Here is a 22,551-nt window from a genome sequence, read left to right on the forward strand (position 1 = left end):
CAAGACAGCGCATCAGCGACCGAAATCGCGCTGAGGTCTCCTCGTGCTAAGCGTTTCGGTCAAGACAAGACAGGCGGACTTTGCAGCACTAGCGGCGATTTTAATCGCTGTGCTGTCCTAACCGCCTTGGCGGTTGCTATATCATCCCAAGTAAATCGAATTGACTGAAGCGACTCAAACGTAATCCGATCGCGATCGCGAATTTTTCCCGCCCACTTATCTGCAAATACTCCTTTGTAGACATCATCCCAAGCTGAAGTTAAGAATATGTTGCTGTAATTCTGGAAAGAAGGCATGAAAATCTCGTTCGAGATCGATCGATTCCCGTTGGAGTATTAGCATTGCATCAACAAGCTTAATTCTGGCACCCATCTTAGCTCTAATTCGATAATCAATTCTATCTAGAGCATTTTCTACACCATCTAAATGTTGATAGCTGATTAACCAATCGCCATCCACCATACACCCGATTATTTGTCTAGCTGCTGGTGGGATATCGCCTGAATATTTTTGGAATGATTGATATATCTCTGTCGTAAAATCAGCGAAGATAGTATCAGAATATATCTCCCAATTCTTTACTAGTAAATAGTCGTAAAAAACATCGATTAATATTCCGGCAAACTTACTATACTCTTTATCGATTCTTTTCTTGCTACTTTTGACAATTGGATGGTTATCGGTAATTTTATCAATGGCGTAATGCCTACTGATACCTCGCCTTAAATTACAATTGAGGTCAAATATCTTGCTCTTGCTAGATCGAAATCCTCATACTCACTAATATACAACCATTTGCGATTGCGACCGCCCAGAAGCTTCATAATTTGTTTGTAAGCTAATGGTAAGGTTCCATATTGATACTCGATCGATTCTAACTCTCGATCTTCACAACCTATTAAATCTTCTTCCCTAGCAATTCCTCTCCTCAGAATTTCTGATTTTAGTTCGTCTATATTAGTAATCATGAATTTTCTATATCGATCTAAATAAGTCACATACCGCACAACAATCCAAACCAATCGAGAGTCAAAATCAAGCCGCCATTAGCAGTTCTGACATCTTAGTTTTCAGCTCAGATGATGTAACCAGCGGCTTGTAAACTTCACCCTCATAAGGCTTCCAGAAATAACCAGTCGCGAAATTGCGGAGTGTTGACGGAGAGCCTAGTAATTGCCAAATATCTCGATCGACCACAATTCCAGGTAGACTAGCTACTGTCCCATCGTCGATTAGTTCGCTGTAGGTTCTAAATTCATCAACTTCTACACCGACAATCCCATATCTAAAAGCTGGAGCCGATCGCAATCTTTGATAGAGTAGTATACCTAACTCAGTCATCAGATAAGCACTTTCTGGCGCGTCGATACCGATTTGGCTCAGTCCACTCGGACAAACTCGACACCACCAATTTCCTTCCATATCTGCAAATACATCTGCTTGACATTGAGATTCGCTCCCACTATCGATCGTCCAAGTTACATCACTGAAGTGTTCGGCAAATTTCTCCGCCTGGGATTGTTCCCTACCACATTCCGCCGAGAGGCTAAAAACCCATGCCATCAGTTTACTCCTAATTAAACTAGTTCCCAGGCATCACTAGTAGTAGCCAGTGCTGCTTCATCGATATTTGGTCTCATCCCTAAGCATCGAGCATGACGACCAATTTTGGGTTTACCATTATCTGCCATCATCCCTCGATAATATAGTTTGGTCATTCTACGGCGATCTCAACTATTCGGACAGCATATCATCAACTTCGCTGTCGGAGTATCAGCTTAACCAATTCGATCATTCAACTCATCTTCATCCTCATCCAGATCGATTTCCTCAACCAGAGGCTCCGCCAACAATTCCTCACCATTAACAATCGATTCAACCACCACAACCTGACGAACAAATACCAGAAATTTCGCCATCGGGGTGTTAAACCTGTTGCAGACTTCTCACTCAAATACTTGAAGTGCTCGATCCTCTAAGGCTTGGATGGTAAAGCAGATAGCCAACGGCTTAAAGCTTGCTTGCGTTGCTGACTAAGTTGAGATGGGCTAAGTTCGTTTAATTGCTGTTTACCGAGTGCTTTGGGATTATATATGCCCAACTCCCAAGCTCCATATACGGGATTAGGTAGAGTGATATAGGCTGGCTCGAAGATGCTATTATCAGAGACTTTACCGATCGATCCGTAGCGGTTTTTGTTACTCTCAACATAGGTTCGTCGCGCTTGATTCGTTTGTCCGGCTTTATCATCAAGATCGTTGAGATTATCACCAATCAGAGCCACCACATTATAGGGTTTACCATCTGCTTGACCATTAATTACTGCTGCTCTGCGCCATTCTTTAGATGTATCTATTTTACCTGCTATCGTTTTAGTAAATTCGCCTTTGAGGATAACGGTACTAGGATCTACACCAGTAAAACCGAGAGATTTTAGATTATCGATCGTTAAAACTTCTAGATCGTTTCCTGTGCCATCTTTTTGACTAGATTTAGTTCGATCGGTAATAAAAAATACTTTACCACCATTAGCATTGACATAATTAACAAACTCAACTGATCCAGGTACAGCTACAGCCTGTTTAGCGGCGATCCATTGATTCCAACTACTGGAATTAAACCGATTATTGCTATCAATTAATCCTGCTTGGTATCGGCTATTATCCAAAACGGTTTCATCGATATCGACAATCACCGCTAGATTGCGAATTTTTTGAGATCGAACATAGTCAAAGATCGTTCTAGCTGTATTAAATGCTTGATGAGTCAGAGCCGCATATTCGCCAGATTGCTGTACCCAGTTAAGTGCTAACACGGATTGCTCGTTAAGCTGTTGCTGAGTCAGAGAAGCTGGTGTTTCTGGCTCTTTAAATCCGACAGAGAGAAGGGCTACTGCTGTCAAAGCGGCGGAGAATATTGATTTTTGCACTGTGGTTAGATAGATCGTCAGCAATGACGAGAGCGACGGTTTAACCAGCATATCGCTTTCATACCCGTCAGTGCAGCTAATATTCGATCGATATTGTCTGAATTTCGTCCTGATTTATAGCTTGGATCCCAGTATATCGTAGTGTCTAGATATTCACTACTTGAGCGCATGACTAATCCCTCAGTTAACTTCTCTTTTCTGGCTGATATCACTCCCGACTTGGATCTTCTACATTGCTTTGCCCAACAAGCAGAGATCTACCTCCATTTAGATCCTAATACTTGCCTAATCAAGATCCGTCAGTTCGGTGAGTTACTAGCGCAGGAAATTGCGGCTAGAAATGGTGAATCGATCGATCCAAGTGAATCTCAGGAGCTTTTACTGCGGCGATTAAGCATGAAGGGAATTATAACGAGATCGAGTAATCTTTTTCATGACATTAGAATAGATGGTAATAAAGCTCTTCATCATGGTTTAAGAGATTACGATCGAGCCTTGAAACGTTTGAAAGATGCCCATCAATTAGCCTGCTGGTTTTACAACACTCACAGAGACGAACGTGAGCTAAATACATTTATACTACCACAAGATCCATCAATTGAATGGGAGAAAACGGCCCAAGTATTATCTACTACGAAAGCAGTAAATCAAGCATTAGCAGATAGACTAGCCGAAAAAGAATTTCAATTAAATGAATTATCGACAGCCGAAATTAATGAAAGATCTGCGATCGATCGACAACTTGGAGAAATCAAAGAACTCAAGCAATTATTAGAACAAGAATTAATCGAAAAAGAAGGTATTAGCAACCGCCTGAAAGAACTAGAACAACAGGCAATCAAAATGACTATCATCCAGAAGGAATCAACGATTATGAGATCTCACCAACAAGAAGAAAAAATTATATCAGTAATCGAACTGGGCACTTTGAAAATTGGCACAGTGGTACGAGATCGTTATGAGATATTATCACAGCTAGGTGCTGGTAGCTTTGGTATTGCTTATATTGCTAAAGATCGGGAATCTCCAAGTCATAGGAGTTGTGTTATTAAGCAGTTTAATCAAATAAACATTGCCGATAACGACATGAAGACTGCACGGGAGGGATTCGATCGAGAAGCAAGATTTTTAGAGCAACTAAATCATGATTGTATTCCTACACTCTATGCTCAATTTGAGGAAAAAGGACAGTTCTATATTGTGCAGTCTCTAGTAGAGGGTGTACCATTGTCCCAAGAATTAAAAGCTGGAGAGAAAAAAGATGAACAATATATTAAAAAACTACTCATTAATATCCTTACACCACTAGAGTATGTCCATAAACAAGATATTATACATAGAGATTTAAAGCCAGCTAATTTAATTCGGCGCAATGATGGTGGAATTTCACTCATTGATTTTGGAGCAGTGAAAGAATTAGTAAATCAACCGACAAGTCGAGCCGGAACAACAATTGGAACACCAGGCTATATGCCTAGCGAACAGGCGATCGGACAAGCAACACTAAGTAGTGACATATACGCTGTTGGTAAGATTGCGATTCAAGCTGCTACTGGCGTTTATCCATCTGAACTTGAGAGCGATCGAGATACTGGAGATCCAATTTGGCAATATCTTGCGCCAGAGATTAGTTTGGAGCTAAAAGAGATATTAAACAAGATGGTTAAATATAACTTTGCGGCACGTTATTCAAGTGCTGCTGAAACATTAAAAGCGCTAAAAGTAAATCAATCAACCAATCGAAATAATTCTGATACAGTCATAGAAAAAGTAATAAGTGCTTTAATTGGGTTATTAATTATAGGTATAGGAATTAAGTCTTGGGACTATTTGACAAAAACTAAAATTAGTAATAACACGATTACCGTTGGTATTCTCACTAGTCCAGCCGATTATCGAGAGTTAGGTGATTACTTACGAAAAGAGTTAGTACCAGCAAACTATTTTGATTATCTTCAAGGTAAACAGGTTGGCATTATTATTGAAGGCGATAAAAGCTTATCCTATCAGGAGGTAAAAAAAAGGCTAGCAGCTAAGAAATGGGATATTGTCTTTGCTAGATCTCCGATGATTGCCAGATTTTCTCAAAAACAGAGTTACTCTTATTTAGCAGGAATGTTTCCAGGTAGTGCGACCTACAAGTCTGGAATCTTTGTCAAAGCTAATAGCCCAATTCGATCGATTAATGATATCAAATCGAATACAGTGGTGGCATTAGGCGATTTTAACTCAGCATCTAGTTTTTATATGCCCGCATATGATTTATACGGTAAAACATTCTCAGCCAAAATTGCTCGTGGTGAATCACCAATGAGTATGGTTTCACAAGGTAAAGCTGAAGTTGGTGCAGCAGCTATCGGTGATAAGCTTAAATCCAATAACTCAGAGTTTAGAATTATTCATACGAGCCGGAATATTCCAGGAAGTGGGGTTTATTTATCCCCACAATTTGCATCACAGCACCAACAGATTAAGCAGGTGTTATTGGCTGCGTCAAAGAGTATAACCAAAAAAGTAAATTATGGTGATGTACCTGAACCAAATTATACAGAGTTTGACAAGATTACCGATCGAGTTGACTCGATTATAGAATGCGTCGATTTTGATAAGACTCCCACAAATTTATTTTGCGATCGGTCTGCTAATCGATCGGATAAGTAGATTAGCATAAATATTTGTAACTCAATTATTCATCTTCATCTTCATCCAAATCGATTTCCTCAATTAAAGGCTCCGCCAAATATTCTTCACCATTAGCCATCGATTCAACCGCCACAACCTGATGGACAAACACCGGACATTTCGCCGTCGGATCGACATCGCGCTTGTACAATGGACTTTCCTCCCCGCGACAGAGATAACCATCGAAAAACTCACATACCGCGCAACAATCCATCCCACTCAAGATCGCCGAGTCAACTGCAAAGGATTTATGACTGGCGGGTTTGAGCATCAAGCCGCCTTTTGTCCATTTGGCTGATAATAGTCCCGTTGCGGCTAAATGTTGCCAACGGGGATCTTCTAGTACGCTATCGGCAATGCGTAGCCACGCACCATCGAATTCGGCTTCGATTTCGATGTCAAATTCTTGTCCCGCATCGACTCGCGCTACTTGGGCTTTCGAGAGGTGTTCGGGTGCTTGTCCGAAGGTAATGGTATCGCCGACTTCGGGGATGTGAATCCAATATTTATCGCGCAAATCGCCAGCACGGGAGAGTTCGTGCAAGGCGGACTTGGAGCCGTGGATCAGGATGAGGTGTTGGGGATTGACGCGATGGATGACTTGGGTAATCCCGACTCGATCGGCATGGGCAGAGAGATTGAAGCGTTGAATCTTGGCTCTGACTGTGAGCGCGGTACCATCGAGTTCGATTTCACTCCCTGGTTCTAGGCTTTGGAGGAAGCGTCCAGGGGATTCTTCATCGGTATAGCCAGAGATGAAAACGGCGGCATTTTCCCGTTCTAATAAGATTTTAGCGTAGCCGATGCTGGCTCCACCTGTCAACATGCCAGAGCTGGCGATAATGACTGACGGATGGGCGATCGCGAGGGGGCGTTCTTTGGGGGACGCGATCGAGATGATGCGCGGTGAGGATTTCTCGCTGAAGAAGGGGGACTGGGTTTTGGCGAAGTTTTGGACGGCGGCGGGGAGTAATTCTAGTTGTGTTTGGAATAAGTCGGTGACTTCGCGGACTAAGCCATCGATGTAGACGGGGACATTGACGCTATGAAATAACGCGCTGGTGCGGATGGCGAGGATGATTTCCTGAGCGCGTCCGAGGGCAAAGGCGGGTATTAGAACGTTACCACCATTGCCGACGACTTCGACGATCGCTTTTATCAGATCGCTCTCTTGGCTGCGGCGGGAGGGGTGGGTATCTGCGCCGTAGGTGGATTCGGTGATTAAGATGTCTGCCTGGGGTAAATCAGCGAGTTTTAAGCCTTCTGCGGTGCGGCTGCTGGTGGTATTGTAGTCGCCTGTATAGAGGAGCGATCGATTGCCGTACTGCATGTAGATACAAGCCGCGCCGACGATGTGCCCAGCATGAATGAATCGCACTGTCAAGCCTGGGAGGGGCGAGAAGTCCACGCCGACGGGTTGAGTTTGGAGTGTGAACAGGGTGCGATCGAGATCGTCAGCGGAAAATACCTGTCCGAAGTCTTCATTTCCCTGTCTCTGCTGTGCTGCTTGCACCTTTAAACCGTCTGTCAGCATCACATGGGCGATTTCTCGCGTGCCGTAGGTACAAATCATCGGTACATCAGGAAAATCCCGATGAAAAATCGGCAACGCCCCAATATGATCGAGGTGAGCGTGGGTAATTAGGATCAGATTGGGACGTTCTAATAATTCAAATGCGGGCAGAGGATCGCTCCCTTTCGGGCGAGTCCCAGCATCCATGACGATTTCATACGGCCCAATTTGGACGCGAAAACAAGACGCCCCGATCCCTCGCGCCGCACCCAATGGGGTGACAATCAACCTGTCTAGATATTTATCACCTTCATCGGTGGTTACTTCTTCCCGCTCTGCCCAAACGCTAGATTTGGCAGAAACATACTTACTCTGATGCGGATAAGCATAGACACGCGCCACCTTAGTCCGCGCATTTACCTGAACTCTGGCGCGTAATTCTGTGGGCACTAAGCTTTGAGCTTCCCATTCCCAGGTTGGCTCCTTGACTCTGGTAAGGGATAGCTCCCAATCTCGCTCACATAGCTCCAGATTTAGTGCTGAGACGGCGATTGGCGTAATTTCAGTCTTGCGGTCGCGATCCAGATTTCGGGGGTTATAGACGGTCTTAGGGGCTACACTGGGGAGAGATTTGACGCTCGATTCTGTTACCTCTTGCCCATCGAGTTGGGCGGCTGCGACAATGGTTAATGTCATTCCTACCCGCTGGGCGACAAACTGCCACAATTGCCCAGATTTAACTGGCAACGGCGGCTCGAATAGTGTCGGGCGAATAGTTGCTTCGCCAGGACGCTCGATCTTCAGCGAGACGATATTGTGCTTGCGACTGACTTGATTGGTGCTGCCCACACAGACAAATCGATCTCTTTCAAGTGTGCCATGGAACTGCTCTTCGACGATTTGCAACCGTGTAATATTGCCATCGGTTTGCATAATCGGGATGACGCGCCACTGTCTGCTCCCCTCGCTAATACTGACATCTCCCAGAGGTGCAGCCCGAAATTGACAGCCATCGGGGGTAGTTAAGACTAATTTATTCGGATCGCGATCGTCGGGAGCGATAATGCCACTAACGGTCATTTCACAGTATTGTGCGAGTGAAATTGTGACGTTATTAGTGGACATAAGCGTGTGAGGGATTGGGAATATGGGGCGGTAGATACCATCCAACTATGACTTATTGTATACCTGACAGAGATTTGTCTAACCAAGTTGTCAAATCGGTGGTGGTATTGAAGTCTAATAATGCGTTGCCTAAAGATTCGATCGCTTCAAGATTGAGATTGTTGATGAGATCGATCGAGTTAGGATCTAGCATTCCGAGCTTACGCGTTAACATTCTAAGGATTAACGATTTTCCTTCTTCATTGCGACCTTTCTGAGTAGCAATATCAATTGGTTCGAGATATTTGCGGAAAGGTTAAAAGGTGGCTGGGGTGACTGCTAATTTATGCAACAATCCCAGGCGAGAATCTTTTTAGATGGTTGCATCGGGTGTGAAATAGACATCGATTTCCCGCACTTGAGCGTCGATCGTTTTTGCTGTATAGACAATTTACCTACTTTTCGCTTTAAATCTATCGATTACGACTTCCCAAAGAAAAATAAATGCTGCTGAGGCAACACACTTTCATTTTTCAATAATTTTAGTCCTACCGCCTTCATTTCTTGTTGAATCTGTTTTTGAGTAGTTTTGTGGCGCGGCTTAATATTAACCTTGGGATCTTCACCCCGATATTCTGTTAAGACAACTCGCCCGCCTGGTTGAAGTGCATTCACAATTTCTGTCATCATTTCACGAGGATAGCTAAACTCGTGATAAGCATCTACCATAATTGCTAGATCGATACTCGCTGGCGGTAATTTGGGACTTTGTTCGGTGCCCAATTGCGGTTGAATATTCGTAATCTTGCTATTTTTAATCCGCTGTTTCAACAGCTCCACCATTTCTGGCTGCACATCGACTGCGAGCACCTTGCCTTGAGGTACCTGTCGAGCTATGAGCTGGGAAATATAGCCTGTACCCGCCCCAATATCGGCTACAACGTCGGTAGATTTTAGTCCCAATGCTGCGACCATTTTCTGGGGTTGCTCCTCTGTGGCGCGATCTGGACGCTCTAGCCAGCCTGCGCCCTGATGTCCCATCACTTGGGCGATTTCTCTCCCCATATAATATTTACCCGTACCGTCGAAGCTGGGTTGTCGATAGCTGTAATATTTGGATTGGATCAGAGCAGTGCTAGTTGGTGCGGCGATTTGCCAGCAGATGAGACAGGAGATGAAAAGTTTGCAAAAGTTTTTAAAAAGCATTTAGTTTTAAATGATTGACAGAAAATGTATTTAGTCAGATCGATCGAAAGTTAATAGGTTGAATCCATCCGCCAGTCAGATTCAGGAACGCGCTGATAAATACTATTGTCTCTTTGCATCATATTGTAACCTACCAATTCCCGTCGGAGCGTGGCTTGAGAGTGGCTTTTTGCAGCGTCTGGAGCGCGTCGAGATCTAGACGATAGTATTGAAGACACCCCAACAGGATCGTAGAGTAGGTGCAATTCATGAGTTGCGCCTACTCTGATTATCAATTGAAAATCTAGACATCGGTGGTATCTTGTTCGGCGACTTTGCCAAATAAATATCGATCGCCAATATACTTGAGAATCACCCTGCCAAACTTCGGATCGTCCCTTTCGATCCTGGGCTTGACAACCACGCCTTCCCTACCATGCGTACCACCGATGAGCGAATCACCATCGGAAAATCCTTTAATAACTGCTAGTGAAAAAGCACCTTCATATACTAATGGTACTTGCTCTACTTGATAGCGATCGCATAGAGATTTAAAGATGGGATAATCGACATATTTACCATCCAACAGCAGATCGAAGGCACGGAAATTGATTCTTTTGGCACCATAGGTGTAAGCTTGAATGCCTTGTCCGTAGACTTCGCCATACAAGATCGCTTGTTTGTGACCTTGAGTTTGCAGATCTGCGAGTAAATTTTTGATACCAATTAAGGTGTGAGGAAACCAGTAAGTATTTGCGACGATCGTATTTGGATCTTCTGGTTCTTTGCGACGTAATGTTCTCGAACCAGCCATCATTGTCGGCTGTTCTTCATCGGCGTGCCAGACAAAACCTATTCGACAATTCGTACCGTGAATTTTTTCTGTAGCGATGACTAATTCCCCTATTTCTAATAAATTGGGGTAGCTTCTCATGTTTTCCAAGTTGGTGTATTTAGGAAAATATGGATCTTCGACAGCACTATCACCCGCTTGTGCTTTAACTGGTGGAAAGTACTTTGTGGCGTTGTAAAACTCCGCGACATCCTCACCTAGTTTCATCCCATTTTCGGGGTGAACTACCAGCCCAAACGATGGCTCTCCGCGTAATTTGATGCGATGAACTACCAAGACGCGATCGCCATTAATATCAGTTTTTTCAGATAGGTATGCACCAACATTTAACTGTTCGGCAACTGCTTTGGTCAACACAGTACCTTGCTCGAAATATACAACCAAATCACCAGGTTGATGGACACCTTTTTTGACACACATTTGCCAACCTTGAACGGTAGCTAATTCTAGAGCGTCAGCATTATGGTGAGGTTTAATCTCCAAAATTTCGCAGACTTCGACTTTAATCGTACTCATATCACCGGAATTAGTCTGGGCAGAGCTAAATTATGATTTTTGGGACATTTTACCTGCTCAAGACAAGACCGCGATGTAATACGCGATCGCCAATGACTGCTGAATGGTCGGCACGGTGCATCGTACAACGATTGTCCCAAACAATAATATCATCTGGCTGCCACTGATGGCGATACCACCGATACGGACGAATGGAATGCTGGTAGAGGAGCCGAATGATGCGCCCAGCCTGTGCGGGTGCGATACCGGAGATAGCTTGACAGCGTGCTGGTGTGGACAAAAATAGTGCTAGACGACCGGAAAGCGGATGCCGCTGAAATAACGGATGCCAGCTCTGGGTTTCCCCTTCAGGCAACGTCAAACCAGAGACTACATGCAGTACTTGGGCATCGGCAAGTTGCGCTGTGACTGAGCGAGGTAATGTGTCATACGCCCGATATTGGTCGGAAAATAACGTCCCACCCCCAGCTGTCGGGATCGTCACCGCCCGTAAGGCGGTGTAGGCAGGGGGGTGAGCGATATAGCTAGTATCGGTGTGAAAGACGCTCCTAGGTGGGGTTGTGCGTCCGATGTTGCTGACGATATTCAGATTTGGTTGATGCGATACGGGTGTCTCACCGATCGTAAAAGTTAAGTGCCCCAAGCGATCGAGGAAACGTACAAAATCCGCATCATTTGCTGACTGCTGGCGGAAGACGACAAATCCATTAGCGGCAAGAGCGTGTTTGAGAGGGTCGATATCTGCATCTTGGAGCGCGGTGATGCTGACGCTATTAATTTCAACCCCAAACGGTGAAAGTGCATGAAAATCCATGTTTTTGCTGCTGCTTACTAGTTCTATTCTAGCTACTCTATTCCCAGCGGAGAATTAGACATCTAGTCAAAATCTCTTTATGGTGGGTATAGCAGTACCACAGGAGGTGACTGCATGACTGATTAGCTCTATAGGAGGCTGCTGATAGTGTCTGATTCGATCGAGCGAGTGGCGATTGTGGGTGGAACGCATGGCAATGAATTGACGGGTGTACATCTAGTCAAGAAGTTCGAGCGATTCCCTCAATTGCTGCATCGCGAGAGTTTTGAGTGTGTCACTCTCCTCGCCAACCCCCAAGCAGTGGTGGCAAATCGACGTTATATCGATCGCGATTTGAATCGCAGTTTCGACAATGCAGATTTGGCTAATTTGGCAACTGGTTATGAAGCTCGACGCGCCCAGGAGATCGTGCTGGAACTAGCCAATGTCGATCTGATTATCGATTTGCATAGCTCTACCGCACAGATGGGGTTGACTATTTTGCCGTCGAGCAGGCATCCGTTTAATTTGAAAATGGCGGCATATCTGAGTACACTGCATCCTGATGTGCGAATTTGTTATGGAATCAGGTGCAATGCAGATGACCCGATGCTACGATCGCTCTCACCGCTGGGGTGTACGATCGAAGTTGGTGCGATCGCTCAAGGCGTACTCAATGCCGATCTCCTCATCAAAACGGAAATGCTGGTGCAGGCGATTCTGAACTATGTGGAAGCCATGAATCAAGGTAAGCCGCTACCTGTACCGTCGAGTGTGACTGGCTATCAGGCAATCGGATCGGTGGATTATCCCCGTGATGCTACAGGCGAATTGACAGCGATGATTCATCCTCAGCTTCAGTTTCGAGATTATCAACCATTGCATCCTGGCGATCCGATGTTTTTGACTTTTACGGGTGCAACGATCCCCTATCAGGGTGCAGCGACGGTGTTTCCGATTTTTATCAATGAAGCGGCTTACTATGAGAAAGGGATTGCGATGACTTTTACAGATCGACAGGAGTTGATAGTTGACAGTTGACTGCGAATCGACGGAGCGGCTTGCGCGTCACGGAGGTTCCATCTTTCCTCGCCCCCAGTATGGTCTGACCCAATTGTGAATCAGGTGAAGGTATTCGATCGCTATTCTTTGTTCTACTGGGTAAAGTCGATCTGTGGCGACAGACTTCACTCGTACAGATGAAGCAATAATCCAAACGTGGCAAGGCGATCGTTAGCATCTGTGTCACTGTAGCACTAATTTTATTCAGAAATTGCCGCTCTAACTACAATAACTGTGCAGTCGGAATTCTGCGCGATCGCTTCGGGAATATTACCTTGGATCGTCTGCTGGAGTAGACCCTCCCGACTCGCTCCCAAGATAATCGCATCGCATTGTTTCTCGGCGGCAAGATCGATCGCCATAGCAGCGATCGCATCAGAATAGAGCGGCATAATAGTAGTAGGAATACTTAAACATTGTCGAACAAAATCGGCAGTTGTCGTTAAGTTATTCAGATCTGGTTGGGAATTAGTGGGGTCGAAAAATTGACAGAGGTAAATCTCTGGAGCGCGACTGAAAGAAACTAAAGCTGGCAATAATTTTAGAGCATACTGCATATTGGGGCCACCAGAAATCGGTACTAACCACCGATTGAGATCGGTCAGGCGTAACAGAGCTTCTACCGCAGAGTAAGGAGTTGGCAACTCATTTATTGCTGGCAATTGGCTGATGTTTTGTAACTTTTTACCCAATTTAATTAATACTACCGGACAAGGAGCTTGTCTAATTGCCGTATCCACGGTACTCCCAAAAATCCGACCTGGATTAGCGGTTTTACCCTGCCAACCCATGCAGAGTAGATCGATATGTCGCTCTTTAATTGTCTCTAGAATAGTGGTAGCTGGATCGTGAGCGACGCGGATTTGAGTATGTACCGGAATATCCCAGATTTTGCCTTGGGCGGTGGCTCGTTCTAAAAGTTGACGACTAGATGCAATATCTACCGCAGTTTCAGTAGGAGAACTGGCATGAGGGATGACGATCGCACAGAGGCATTCTAATTCGTAGTCGTGTGCTCTGGCGATCGCCGCAGCTAGTCGAAGTAGGGTATCGGCAGTGTGGGGATTGCTCAGGGGTACTAATAATCGCCCCTTACCCGTAGCTGGCGATCGAGTTTGATAGACGATATAAGAAGGATTGGGCTGGGGTTTGAGGAAGCTCTGGTTACTACTTACCCGCTCGGCTTCACAGCGAATAATATCGGCGCGGGTAATGATTCCCACCAGTTTGCGTCCCTCAATGACTGGTAAGCGACTGACTTGATGGCGATTTAATAGATGCAGGATGGAAGTGAGGGTATCTTGGGGCGTAACCGTAATCACCCGCCGCGTCATAATTTTGACCAAGGGTGTCTGGCGATCCCAAAGCTGGGAAGTGAGCACACCTAGATCGCTTTGAGTGAGGATGCCAACTAATATACCCTTATCTAAAATCGGAAATCCGCGATGGTGAGAACGCGCAAAGGCTTCTAAGGCATCATCCATCGTCATTTGACTAGCAAGTGTCTCCACCCGTCGTTGCATGATGTCAGCAGCAATTAAACCTTCCCAGCGTCGATCGACTAAATTTGGACGCTCGATATTAATCCCTTTGCGGGTGAGTAAATGTTGATAAATAGAGTCGGGAAATAATTGCTCGGCGACTAGATAGGCAACCACCGAGCCAATCATCAGGGGTAAGATCAAATTGAACTGAGCAGTCATTTCCCAGACGATCGCGATTGCCATGATTGGGCGGCGGGTAATGGCACTAAACACCGCACTCATCCCAGTTAACGCATAAACTGTCGGCGAACTCAGAATCAAATTGAAGGGTAGCAAATCGCTATGATAGCCACTCTGAATACCTGTAGCTACTAAATTCCCCAACGCGGCACCTAAAACCAAACTGGGTGATAATAGTCCCCCCGGAGCCGTCGAACCAAATGCGACTAAGCACATCAAAAATTGACTCGCCAAGATCCAGGCTGCCGTCTGCCATTGAATATCACCAAGGACCAAAAAATCTTTTAAATCTCTGCCTCCTTGTAAGGCGTCTGGCAATAAAGCGGTAATAATTCCAGTGATACCGCCAGCTACCGCGATTTTGACTGCTAGCGATCGACCGTGAAATCGAGCGTGATAGAACTGCAAACTTGCCAGCAAACTGCGATTGCAAATCGCGCCCACCAATCCACCCAGAATACCGACAACAATTAGTAATGGAATCTCAGCAACAGCAAACTGGAGCTGGAGATGACTCAGATCGGGAATCATCCCACGCCCACCCAGCCCCAAGGAAACGACGCCACCCACTACTGCCGCGATAATTGCCGTTCCCAAAGTCAGATCGGGCAAATCCTGTAAGAGTTCTTCAATGACAAATATTACCCCTGCCAGCGGCGCATTAAAACTCGCAGCTAGCCCCGCCGCTGCTCCTGCGGCCATTAATTGACGTTGATAGGTGGGAGAAGTATTCGTCCAATAGCTCAATTGAGCGGCTAGAGCTGCACCAATTTGCACGGTGGGGCCTTGTCGTCCTAAAACCAAGCCAGAGCCGAGCGAGAGACAGGTGCCCAGCCATTTTACCACTGCCACCCGCAGATCTAAGGCGATCGGTACATACCCCAAAGCAGCCTTAACTTGAGGAATACCACTGCCTGTTGCTTCTGGTGCCAATCTTTCAACCAGTAAGCCACTCAAGCCGCCACCGACAATCCCCACCATCGGGAGTACCAGCCAAGCTGGATAGATGCCCGTCAAACCCACCCGCCAGCCCTCCAACCACAGGATTGAATGTTTGAGACTAACCGCAGCCAGCGCGGAGACTAAGCCGATCGCACAGGCTTCAAAAATCGCGATTTGTTTCGGGCGCAATACTCGATCGCCTTGTCGAGCAAACCAGGATATCCACATCGGGGGTAAATTCTGATAGAATGTTTCGATCCAGTCCTCAGATTCTGTTCGGCATCAACTTCAGATTGTTAAAATCATCAACGATACCATTATGTTCGCAAGTCGCCAGATCTGAACATACTTTTAGTCGAAGATGACGATCCGATCGCCTCTGGGACAAATGGGTCAGCTCTTCGACGATCTGGTCGCATAATTATTTTGGCTGTTAGATCCAATTTATCATTAAATTCTCACCAACTCCGAGTGCATATCCCCGAGCCAAACTCATGACTAAGCTGGGTACAACTGGAGATCTAAGCAAGGCGGCGGAGTTATTTGGCTCGCTGGAGCAGATAAAATATATAGATGGTTACCAAATTTTCGAGCGAGCATTTATTTAGCACTCTAAATTTAGATAAGACGCCAAGCGCGAAGTAATGAATATGGGAAACATTGTTGGGATCGATTTGGGCACGAGCAACTCTGTCGCGGCGTTTAAATTGGCAGATCTCGAAGTAGTCACCGCTGGCGACAATACACCACCCGATCGCAAATTGACTCGATCGATCGTCACAGTCCAATCCGAACGCTTAGTCGTTGGCGAAGTTGCCTATCGTCAACTCAATGCCGCACCCGAACAGACGATCGTGTCGATCAAAAGATTGATGGGGCGTGGTTTTAGCGACTCTGTAGTCCAAAATCAGCTTGCCGATCTGAGCTATAAAGTGACCGAATCGAGCGAGGGTACCGCCAATAGTCTCGCCGTCTGGCTGTATGGCAAAGAGTACGAACCTGAAGATATTTCCGCCGCCATCCTCCGCCAAGTCATCGCCAACGCCGAAGCATATCAAGCCCAAACCGGACAAAATAGTCGGATTACAGGCGCAGTGATTACCATTCCGGCGTATTTCAACGACAAGCAACGTCACGCCACCCTGACAGCCGCCAAACGCGCCAAACTGACAACTGTCGAACTGTTGCCAGAACCCACCGCCGCCGCCATTTCTTACGGGTTCAAGCCCGATGCTGATGATGTCCAGACGATTTTGGTGTATGACTTTGGCGGTGGTACCTTCGATGCGTCATTGATTACGACAGCGGGGAATCAATTTATCGAGTTGGGCAAAGCGGGCGATCTGTGGTTGGGGGGTGATGATGTCGATAGTCGGCTGGTGAATCTGATTAAGCAAAAGGTAGCCGAGGCAGCTAGTTTGAGATCTTGAAGGATCGATCGCCAGGATGCCACATTATCAACGGGTGCGGTTCCTTCAGGATCTCAAACTAGCTGCCGAACGTGCCAAAATCGACCTCAGTCAAGCGATCTCGGTGCAGGTGCAGCCAGCGACACCATTGCTTGACGAGCTGGGAATGGCGATCTCGATCGATATTACAGTCACTAGAGCCGAGTTTGAAGCCTTGATTTTACCGCTAGTCGATCGCACTCTAGAGATTTGCCAAGAGGCGATTAAATATTCTGATTATCCCCAAGAGACGATCGATAAGGTGCTGTTGGTGGGCGGTTCGGCGCAGATTCCCCTCGTCCAGTCGCGGGTACAGGCGGTATTCGGGCGCGATCGGGTCGTCGTCCATCCCCGCCCGATGTATGCTGTGGCGGAGGGTGCCGCGATCGTCGCCGCTGGATTGACGGAGCAAGTCAGCACGGTATCGCGCAATTACTGTATCGAGTTGGCAGACGAACCGCGATTTGTATTGGTAAAGCAGGGCGAAATCCTGCCGTTGCTCAAAACCCATACCTTCAAAACGGGTAGCGATGGTCAAAAGTTGCTGCACTTCAAATTTTTTAGTCCCGATGATGTCCGCAGCCAGCGCGATCTCCAACCGCACGATGAGTTGATTGGCGATATGTGGCTGGTGCTCAATGCCGCGTATCCGAAAGGGACAGAAGTATTATTGACGATCGAATTGGACGAACAACACAGTTCGATTCAGATTACGGCGATCCTCAAAAATGACCCGTCAGTGCGCGAAAGTTGCTCGTTCTCGCGCGGTGGTGTAGATGAGAAGATTTCGCTCGAAGTTGAATCCCTGATTCAAGAATTAAATGATGAGTGGAATCTCACGCCGTTTGGGATCGCCGAAGTCAATCGGTTGGCTGGCGATATTATGAAATCTGTCAATCAAATCAAGGATGGCAATCTCGAACAACGCCAAGATCGGTTGGCAGCAGCCCAAACTAAATTACATGAATTACAACTATTTGCTTCCAAGGATCTGACTTGGGGCAGTGCATTGCTGAGTGAATTACAGCTAGTCTTGGAATATTGTAGCCAGCACCTACACGATCTCCAAATTACTCGCATTCAGGAACTAATAGAGAAATTACAAAAGATTTTGGCAATCCAAAACTTATCAGCGATCGATTCCTGCTTGGTAGCAGGTCGCAAAGAATGCGAGAATTTGCCCGAACTAGTTCAAGCTGTTTTATATTGTCGAGATGGGATCGCTCATACCAGCACGATCGCCCCTACCCACGCGCAATCAATGAGGATCAAATTCGATCGCCTCTTGACTGCTACCAAATATAACGATCGACCAGAAATCGATCGATTGGTTGCTGAATTGCTCCAAGAAATCGAACCCTATCGCACTAGCGTGACTAGTGGCACTACTATTAGTATTCAACCAACTCGATAATTTATGAATACTAAAATTGTTTGCCCAGTGTGCGATCGCGCAGCAATTGAGGTCGATACTTGTCCCAATTGTCAAACCGATCTATCTCTGATTCGGATGCTATCTGAGCTACCACTGATAGTATCGACCACACCTGATTTTTCGTGGCTCAAATGGTCGATTGGCATCTTGTTGACTGCAATTTTAGTGGGTTGGGAAATATGGGTGCATTAGCTTGGCTCATAATTATCATCGTCCTCAGATTTGCAATCCCGTGGCTCAAGCGCACACTGGATGAACGGGCGAAAAACAAGGTTAAAGCTAGTGGCTCCGGTGGGGGTAATCATCAAACCCGCACTCACAGAGGACGCGATCGTGTAGCGAAAACTCAGTCAGTAGTAGACAACGATCCAGAAGTTATCGATCTGTCTCCGGTAGCAGATTTAGGTACAAATAACTCGGTAAGTTGGGATCTTCAGCAACGAGAACGCGAACGAAGCAACCAAGCTGAATTTCTGATTCAACAGGCAAAATCAGCGATCGCCAGCGATACATCCAACCCATTTGATAGTATCGAATTATTACTCGCAGCGATTGAATTTTATAAAAAAAGTTATTTACTGGTAACTAAAGATAGTTGTATCCAAGCGATCGAGGGGATTCAGCTAGAAATCGATCGGCGTCATCAATTTCAATCACTCATTCGCGAAGCAACAGCCACATTTTATCACAAACAATTTAGTCAAGCTCTGGATACTTTACTCTTAGCTCAACAGCTCTATTCACCCCCACAATTGATTAAGACGATCGCCGAATGTGAAGAGCAAGCCCAAGTCGAAAAAATTTATCTTCAATCCTTAACTGAAGCTAAAACACTCAGTTATACTGGTCGATTTCGCGAGGCGATCGGCATTATCGATCGCGCATTGGTGGAGTTTCCCCGTCAAGATGGGGAAGATCTCAAAATTAGATTGAATCGGGTGATTGCAGCTAAGCAGCAATTGAATCTAGGTAAAATCGAACAGATAATTGGTAATATTACTACCGCCAAATATCATTATACTGCGGCAATCCAACTGCTCCCAGATTGGCAAGAACCACAGTTACAACTGGCAATTATTGAGGTACAATCTGAAGCAAGTAGCACAGCAATATCGCAGCTAAGTACTAGTACCGATTCGCACACAAAATGCTTGGTAGGTCTACTCTATGCCAAACAAGGACAGTACGAGCGCGCTAGAGCAACATGGTCGGAACTCGATCGCCAAACCGTCCGCTCTTACTATCAAGCCGATGTGCAGCAAGACATCGCCCAATGTCAACTCATTCATACTCAAATCAAACAACTAGTCGATCGCGGTGAATTAGAGCAGGCGCGAATGCTCAGTCTCGAATTTATTGCCAGATATGGTAATGATGCAGTCATTGAAAGCAATTTAAAAAATTGTATCCTGCCAGGAATCGAAGCCAAAATTTGGAAAGGCGAAGATTGGCAAAAGATCGCGATCTTGACGCGCGAAAACTGGTCGAGTCAACCAACAATCGTCTCTTTACACAACTGGACAATTGCCCTATATTATGCTACTCAAATCGATGATAATCTTGAAGAACTAATCGGTGCTTGGGCGACAGCGATCGCCAATATCGATCTCGATCCATCGATCCAAGACTTACCTTGGCTCCAGACTAAAGCTAGCTCAGTGGGGGATATTAGTGGTAAATTATGGCAACTACTAGAGCAGCGGATTGAAGCCATCAAAGATATCGATCCAGTCAGATATTTACACCTGCGCGATCGCTATCGTCAGGAATTTTGGGCGATGGAATTGGCGCGATCGACAACAACTGCTAAGATTGAAATTGGGGAACTGACAATTCTCCCTGGATGTTATCAACGCTACTACTCACAAATTTCACTCGGCGAAACACCTCAACTGTGGAAAACTCTCTACACAAATTGGGGTAAAGCAGTTGCTGCTTGTTTGGCTGGCGATCGACACCGCGCCGAAGCGATCGAAATCGATTTAGTAGTAACCAACAGCTTAGAAGCATTTGCCGCTCGATTTATATTTTATCAACAAGGTTGTTATTATCTCCAACAAGAACAGTGGCAGAATGCGATCTATCCACTCAATGATGCTAAAATTACCAATCGTAACGATCGCGAATGGTGGAGTCATCTTGACGAACTTTGTATCGAGCGACGACGTAAAATACATGACTTTGACGAGCATCTCAATTTTGGACAGTTTTGGTACGATCTGTTGCTGAGTCCTCAAAGTGAAGACTATCTCATCCAATACAAAGCATTGAAAATCCAGCAAGAATGGGGTGACTCGATCGTCTCTGACGAGTTATCGCTCTCTAAAATTAAAGATTTGCAATTTAATTATCCCCAGCATCTAGTCGTCAGAGAGATCGCAAGTCAAATTCAAGAATACTGCTGGAAGCATCAATAACTCCAATATCGATATTTTATGCCAACTAAAATTGTAGAAAATCCTTATAAAATCTTAGGAGTATCGCCACTGTCTTCAGATGCCGAGATAACTAAAGCCTTTAGTCTCGCGATGAAGCAGCGCAAATATCCACCCGATGCGATCGCCAAAGCTCGCAAAAGCTTGATGAATCCAGACGAACGCATCATCGCTGATTATTTAAATCCGATCGTCCCCCGCGTCAACCGCTTTAAAATTGCCGACTCAACAGCGACAAATCAAATTGATTACCCAGTTGAAGAAAGATTGACGATTTCCCAAATTGATAAATTGATTGAGATCGAAATCGATAAATTAGTTCGCGTAGATCGAGAGCAGGATAGCGATCGTGAATTAGCCAATCTCGTCTGGGATGTATAAGCAGATGTCCGATCGCCATCAGCCAGAGCAGAGCTTCGTTATCAGTCAAGCCCAACAACAACAAACGATCGAGCAAATCGGAGTGCTACTCAAAGAGCGACTATCATTGCAACAAGCTCTTGCCAACCGCGTCACCATGAATACGGCAAGTAGCGAACAGTTATTTTTAGAACTACTGGAAATATATGACGCACTCGAATCTCTGCATGAATACCTCGCCGCCAATCGTCAATTAACCGCACGAGCGATCGAACGGCTACCGAAATCGATCGGTACTATTCAAAGCAAACTCCTCGGCATTCTTGCCAAAAGACAAGTCGAAAAAATCGCGACAGCAAATCTCGAATCAGCTCTCGACTTGTGCCAAATTGTCGATGCCCAGATCGATTCAGCAGTCACAGCTCCGACGATTACCAAAGTAGTCAGACAGGGGTTCAAAATCGGCGAATCGCTATTACGTCCGGTCGAAGTGACGATCGCTACCCCCGCCGATCGACTGCCAGAATAGCCCCCATCCACCATTCACCATTCACACTCGATCGGGAAGTAGATGACACTCAGCCCATCCAAATACCAACGCATCTATGCAGTAGTCAAGCAAATTCCCAGCGGTACAGTGCTTACTTATGGACAAGTTGCCGAATTAGCGGGTTTGTATGGCAAGGCGCGGCTGGTAGGTTATGCATTATTTAAAGTAGAGATTGCCTCCGATGTGCCGTGGCAGCGGGTAGTCAATTCTAAAGGCGAAATTTCTTATTCGATCGCCCGCTGTGGTGGCGACTATTTACAAAAAACTTTACTAGAACAAGAGGGGATCAAATTCGATCGGGGCAATCGGATCGATCTCAAACAATATCGCTGGCAACCAGCATTCGATTTAATTGATGAGTAACCCAGAGTTGGCATTTTGAATTAGTTAGAGAACCCGTGTGGAGATGTTAGGATCTGTAAATATACTCTTGCAGAAGGTGTAGGTATGACAGTTGCTGTCCAAAAAATGACCCTAACAGAATTCCTTGCCTATGACGACGGCACGGATAAATTGTATGAATTGGACAATGGAGAGCTAATTGACATGCCATCTGAAAGCGAAATCAATCGTCGGATTGCCATGTTTCTGTCGATCTATTTCAGCCAATTGGGCATTCCATCTTATCGACTGACGATGAAGACAGAGGTGGCGGTAAGTGGATCGCGAGTATCGGTGCGCGTGCCAGATTTGCTGATATTGTCTGAAGAATTAGCGACGGAAATGGATGGGGCAAGTCGATCGATCGTATTAATGGATATGCCGCCACCATTATTAGTAGTAGAAGTTGTCAGCCCCAACCAAGAAAAGAGAGATTATCGATACAAGCGCACGGAATATGCAGCGCGGGGCATTGCTGAATATTGGATTGTCGATCCGCTTCAGCAACGGGTGACGGTGTTGGAATGGGTGGAGGGTTTGTATGAGGAAAAGGTATTTGCAGGAGATAATAAAATCGAGTCGAGCGTGTTGGAAAGTCTTGATTTGACTGTCGATCGAGTTTTGCAGGGATGGTAGTTG

The 22,551-nt window shown here is 45.7% G+C and carries 24 protein-coding genes; 10 read left to right on the forward strand and 14 right to left on the reverse strand.

Going from position 1 to position 22,551, the window contains the following annotated elements; all coding sequences use genetic code 11:
• Positions 1 to 59 precede the first annotated feature (59 nt).
• The 7 genes from ACEW9I_RS25060 to ACEW9I_RS25090 all read right to left on the reverse strand — a co-directional run bounded on the left by ACEW9I_RS25060 (position 60) and on the right by ACEW9I_RS25090 (position 2,980).
• Positions 60 to 296, reverse strand: a complete 237-nt coding sequence (locus ACEW9I_RS25060) for a hypothetical protein (RefSeq protein WP_373543057.1) — start codon at positions 294 to 296, stop codon at positions 60 to 62.
• Positions 244 to 747 carry an ACP phosphodiesterase gene (locus tag ACEW9I_RS25065; RefSeq protein WP_373543093.1) on the reverse strand — a complete coding sequence of 168 codons (504 nt, stop codon included), beginning with the start codon at positions 745 to 747 and terminating at the stop codon, positions 244 to 246. Before ACEW9I_RS25065 ends, ACEW9I_RS25060 begins: the two co-directional genes overlap by 53 nt.
• Positions 723 to 968 carry a hypothetical protein gene (locus ACEW9I_RS25070; RefSeq protein ID WP_373543058.1) on the reverse strand — a complete coding sequence of 82 codons (246 nt, stop codon included), beginning with the start codon at positions 966 to 968 and terminating at the stop codon, positions 723 to 725. Before ACEW9I_RS25070 ends, ACEW9I_RS25065 begins: the two co-directional genes overlap by 25 nt.
• 67 nt (positions 969 to 1,035) lie before the next feature.
• Positions 1,036 to 1,563, reverse strand: coding sequence for a hypothetical protein (locus tag ACEW9I_RS25075; protein WP_373543059.1), 528 nt, complete (start codon positions 1,561 to 1,563; stop codon positions 1,036 to 1,038).
• A gap of 14 nt (positions 1,564 to 1,577) precedes the next feature.
• On the reverse strand, positions 1,578 to 1,718 hold the full coding sequence (locus ACEW9I_RS25080; RefSeq protein ID WP_373543060.1) for a hypothetical protein: 141 nt from the start codon (positions 1,716 to 1,718) through the stop codon (positions 1,578 to 1,580).
• A gap of 60 nt (positions 1,719 to 1,778) precedes the next feature.
• Positions 1,779 to 1,919: a hypothetical protein gene (locus ACEW9I_RS25085; protein ID WP_373543061.1), complete on the reverse strand. Its 141-nt coding sequence runs from the start codon at positions 1,917 to 1,919 to the stop codon at positions 1,779 to 1,781.
• Positions 1,920 to 1,975: 56 nt separating this feature from the next.
• Complete coding sequence (locus ACEW9I_RS25090) at positions 1,976 to 2,980, reverse strand: 5'-nucleotidase, lipoprotein e(P4) family (protein WP_373543062.1); 1,005 nt, start codon at positions 2,978 to 2,980, stop codon at positions 1,976 to 1,978.
• Between the two features lie 117 nt (positions 2,981 to 3,097).
• On the opposite strand from ACEW9I_RS25090, the gene ACEW9I_RS25095 reads away from it, so the two are divergent.
• Entirely contained in the window at positions 3,098 to 5,590 is a 2,493-nt protein-coding gene (locus ACEW9I_RS25095; protein WP_373543063.1) for a PhnD/SsuA/transferrin family substrate-binding protein, read from the forward strand.
• A 25-nt stretch (positions 5,591 to 5,615) separates the two neighbouring features.
• Here ACEW9I_RS25095 and ACEW9I_RS25100 read toward each other — a convergent pair whose 3' ends face one another.
• From ACEW9I_RS25100 to ACEW9I_RS25125, 6 genes are all read right to left on the reverse strand, one after another.
• Positions 5,616 to 8,249, reverse strand: coding sequence for an MBL fold metallo-hydrolase (locus ACEW9I_RS25100; RefSeq protein WP_373543064.1), 2,634 nt, complete (start codon positions 8,247 to 8,249; stop codon positions 5,616 to 5,618).
• Positions 8,250 to 8,301: 52 nt separating this feature from the next.
• On the reverse strand, positions 8,302 to 8,520 hold the full coding sequence (locus ACEW9I_RS25105; protein WP_373543094.1) for a DUF4351 domain-containing protein: 219 nt from the start codon (positions 8,518 to 8,520) through the stop codon (positions 8,302 to 8,304).
• A gap of 188 nt (positions 8,521 to 8,708) precedes the next feature.
• On the reverse strand, positions 8,709 to 9,434 hold the full coding sequence (locus tag ACEW9I_RS25110) for a class I SAM-dependent methyltransferase (RefSeq protein ID WP_373543065.1): 726 nt from the start codon (positions 9,432 to 9,434) through the stop codon (positions 8,709 to 8,711).
• A gap of 50 nt (positions 9,435 to 9,484) precedes the next feature.
• The gene (locus tag ACEW9I_RS25115) at positions 9,485 to 9,571 is read right to left on the reverse strand and encodes a hypothetical protein (RefSeq protein ID WP_373543095.1); all 87 of its coding nucleotides are present in this window, start codon (positions 9,569 to 9,571) and stop codon (positions 9,485 to 9,487) included.
• Between the two features lie 146 nt (positions 9,572 to 9,717).
• Entirely contained in the window at positions 9,718 to 10,782 is a 1,065-nt protein-coding gene (locus ACEW9I_RS25120) for an RNA ligase family protein (protein WP_373543066.1), read from the reverse strand.
• A gap of 49 nt (positions 10,783 to 10,831) precedes the next feature.
• A complete protein-coding gene (locus tag ACEW9I_RS25125; RefSeq protein WP_373543067.1) occupies positions 10,832 to 11,596 on the reverse strand; it encodes a TauD/TfdA dioxygenase family protein in 765 nt (254 codons plus the stop codon).
• Between the two features lie 144 nt (positions 11,597 to 11,740).
• Between ACEW9I_RS25125 and ACEW9I_RS25130 the strand changes: the two genes are divergently transcribed.
• Positions 11,741 to 12,616, forward strand: a complete 876-nt coding sequence (locus ACEW9I_RS25130) for an aspartoacylase (RefSeq protein WP_373543096.1) — start codon at positions 11,741 to 11,743, stop codon at positions 12,614 to 12,616.
• A 221-nt stretch (positions 12,617 to 12,837) separates the two neighbouring features.
• Here ACEW9I_RS25130 and ACEW9I_RS25135 read toward each other — a convergent pair whose 3' ends face one another.
• Positions 12,838 to 15,531 (reverse strand): chloride channel protein, encoded by a 2,694-nt coding sequence (locus tag ACEW9I_RS25135; protein WP_373543068.1) that lies wholly within the window; start codon positions 15,529 to 15,531, stop codon positions 12,838 to 12,840.
• Positions 15,532 to 15,953: 422 nt separating this feature from the next.
• Between ACEW9I_RS25135 and ACEW9I_RS25140 the strand changes: the two genes are divergently transcribed.
• The 8 genes from ACEW9I_RS25140 to ACEW9I_RS25175 all read left to right on the forward strand — a co-directional run bounded on the left by ACEW9I_RS25140 (position 15,954) and on the right by ACEW9I_RS25175 (position 22,548).
• The gene (locus ACEW9I_RS25140; RefSeq protein WP_373543069.1) at positions 15,954 to 16,733 is read left to right on the forward strand and encodes an Hsp70 family protein; all 780 of its coding nucleotides are present in this window, start codon (positions 15,954 to 15,956) and stop codon (positions 16,731 to 16,733) included.
• A gap of 16 nt (positions 16,734 to 16,749) precedes the next feature.
• The gene (locus ACEW9I_RS25145) at positions 16,750 to 18,165 is read left to right on the forward strand and encodes an Hsp70 family protein (RefSeq protein WP_373543070.1); all 1,416 of its coding nucleotides are present in this window, start codon (positions 16,750 to 16,752) and stop codon (positions 18,163 to 18,165) included.
• 3 nt (positions 18,166 to 18,168) lie between these two features.
• Positions 18,169 to 18,378, forward strand: a complete 210-nt coding sequence (locus ACEW9I_RS25150) for a hypothetical protein (protein ID WP_373543071.1) — start codon at positions 18,169 to 18,171, stop codon at positions 18,376 to 18,378.
• Positions 18,366 to 20,603, forward strand: coding sequence for a hypothetical protein (locus tag ACEW9I_RS25155; protein ID WP_373543072.1), 2,238 nt, complete (start codon positions 18,366 to 18,368; stop codon positions 20,601 to 20,603). The genes ACEW9I_RS25150 and ACEW9I_RS25155 overlap by 13 nt, the downstream gene beginning before the upstream one ends.
• A gap of 18 nt (positions 20,604 to 20,621) precedes the next feature.
• Positions 20,622 to 21,002 carry a molecular chaperone DnaJ gene (locus ACEW9I_RS25160; protein ID WP_373543073.1) on the forward strand — a complete coding sequence of 127 codons (381 nt, stop codon included), beginning with the start codon at positions 20,622 to 20,624 and terminating at the stop codon, positions 21,000 to 21,002.
• Positions 20,995 to 21,510, forward strand: coding sequence for a nucleotide exchange factor GrpE (locus tag ACEW9I_RS25165; protein WP_373543074.1), 516 nt, complete (start codon positions 20,995 to 20,997; stop codon positions 21,508 to 21,510). The genes ACEW9I_RS25160 and ACEW9I_RS25165 overlap by 8 nt, the downstream gene beginning before the upstream one ends.
• A gap of 42 nt (positions 21,511 to 21,552) precedes the next feature.
• Positions 21,553 to 21,894 (forward strand): MGMT family protein, encoded by a 342-nt coding sequence (locus ACEW9I_RS25170; RefSeq protein ID WP_373543075.1) that lies wholly within the window; start codon positions 21,553 to 21,555, stop codon positions 21,892 to 21,894.
• A gap of 84 nt (positions 21,895 to 21,978) precedes the next feature.
• The gene (locus ACEW9I_RS25175) at positions 21,979 to 22,548 is read left to right on the forward strand and encodes a Uma2 family endonuclease (RefSeq protein WP_373543076.1); all 570 of its coding nucleotides are present in this window, start codon (positions 21,979 to 21,981) and stop codon (positions 22,546 to 22,548) included.
• Positions 22,549 to 22,551: the final 3 nt, after the last annotated feature.

Origin of the sequence: Chamaesiphon sp. (assembly GCF_041738855.1) — a bacterium.
Lineage (GTDB): Bacteria > Cyanobacteriota > Cyanobacteriia > Cyanobacteriales > Chamaesiphonaceae > Chamaesiphon.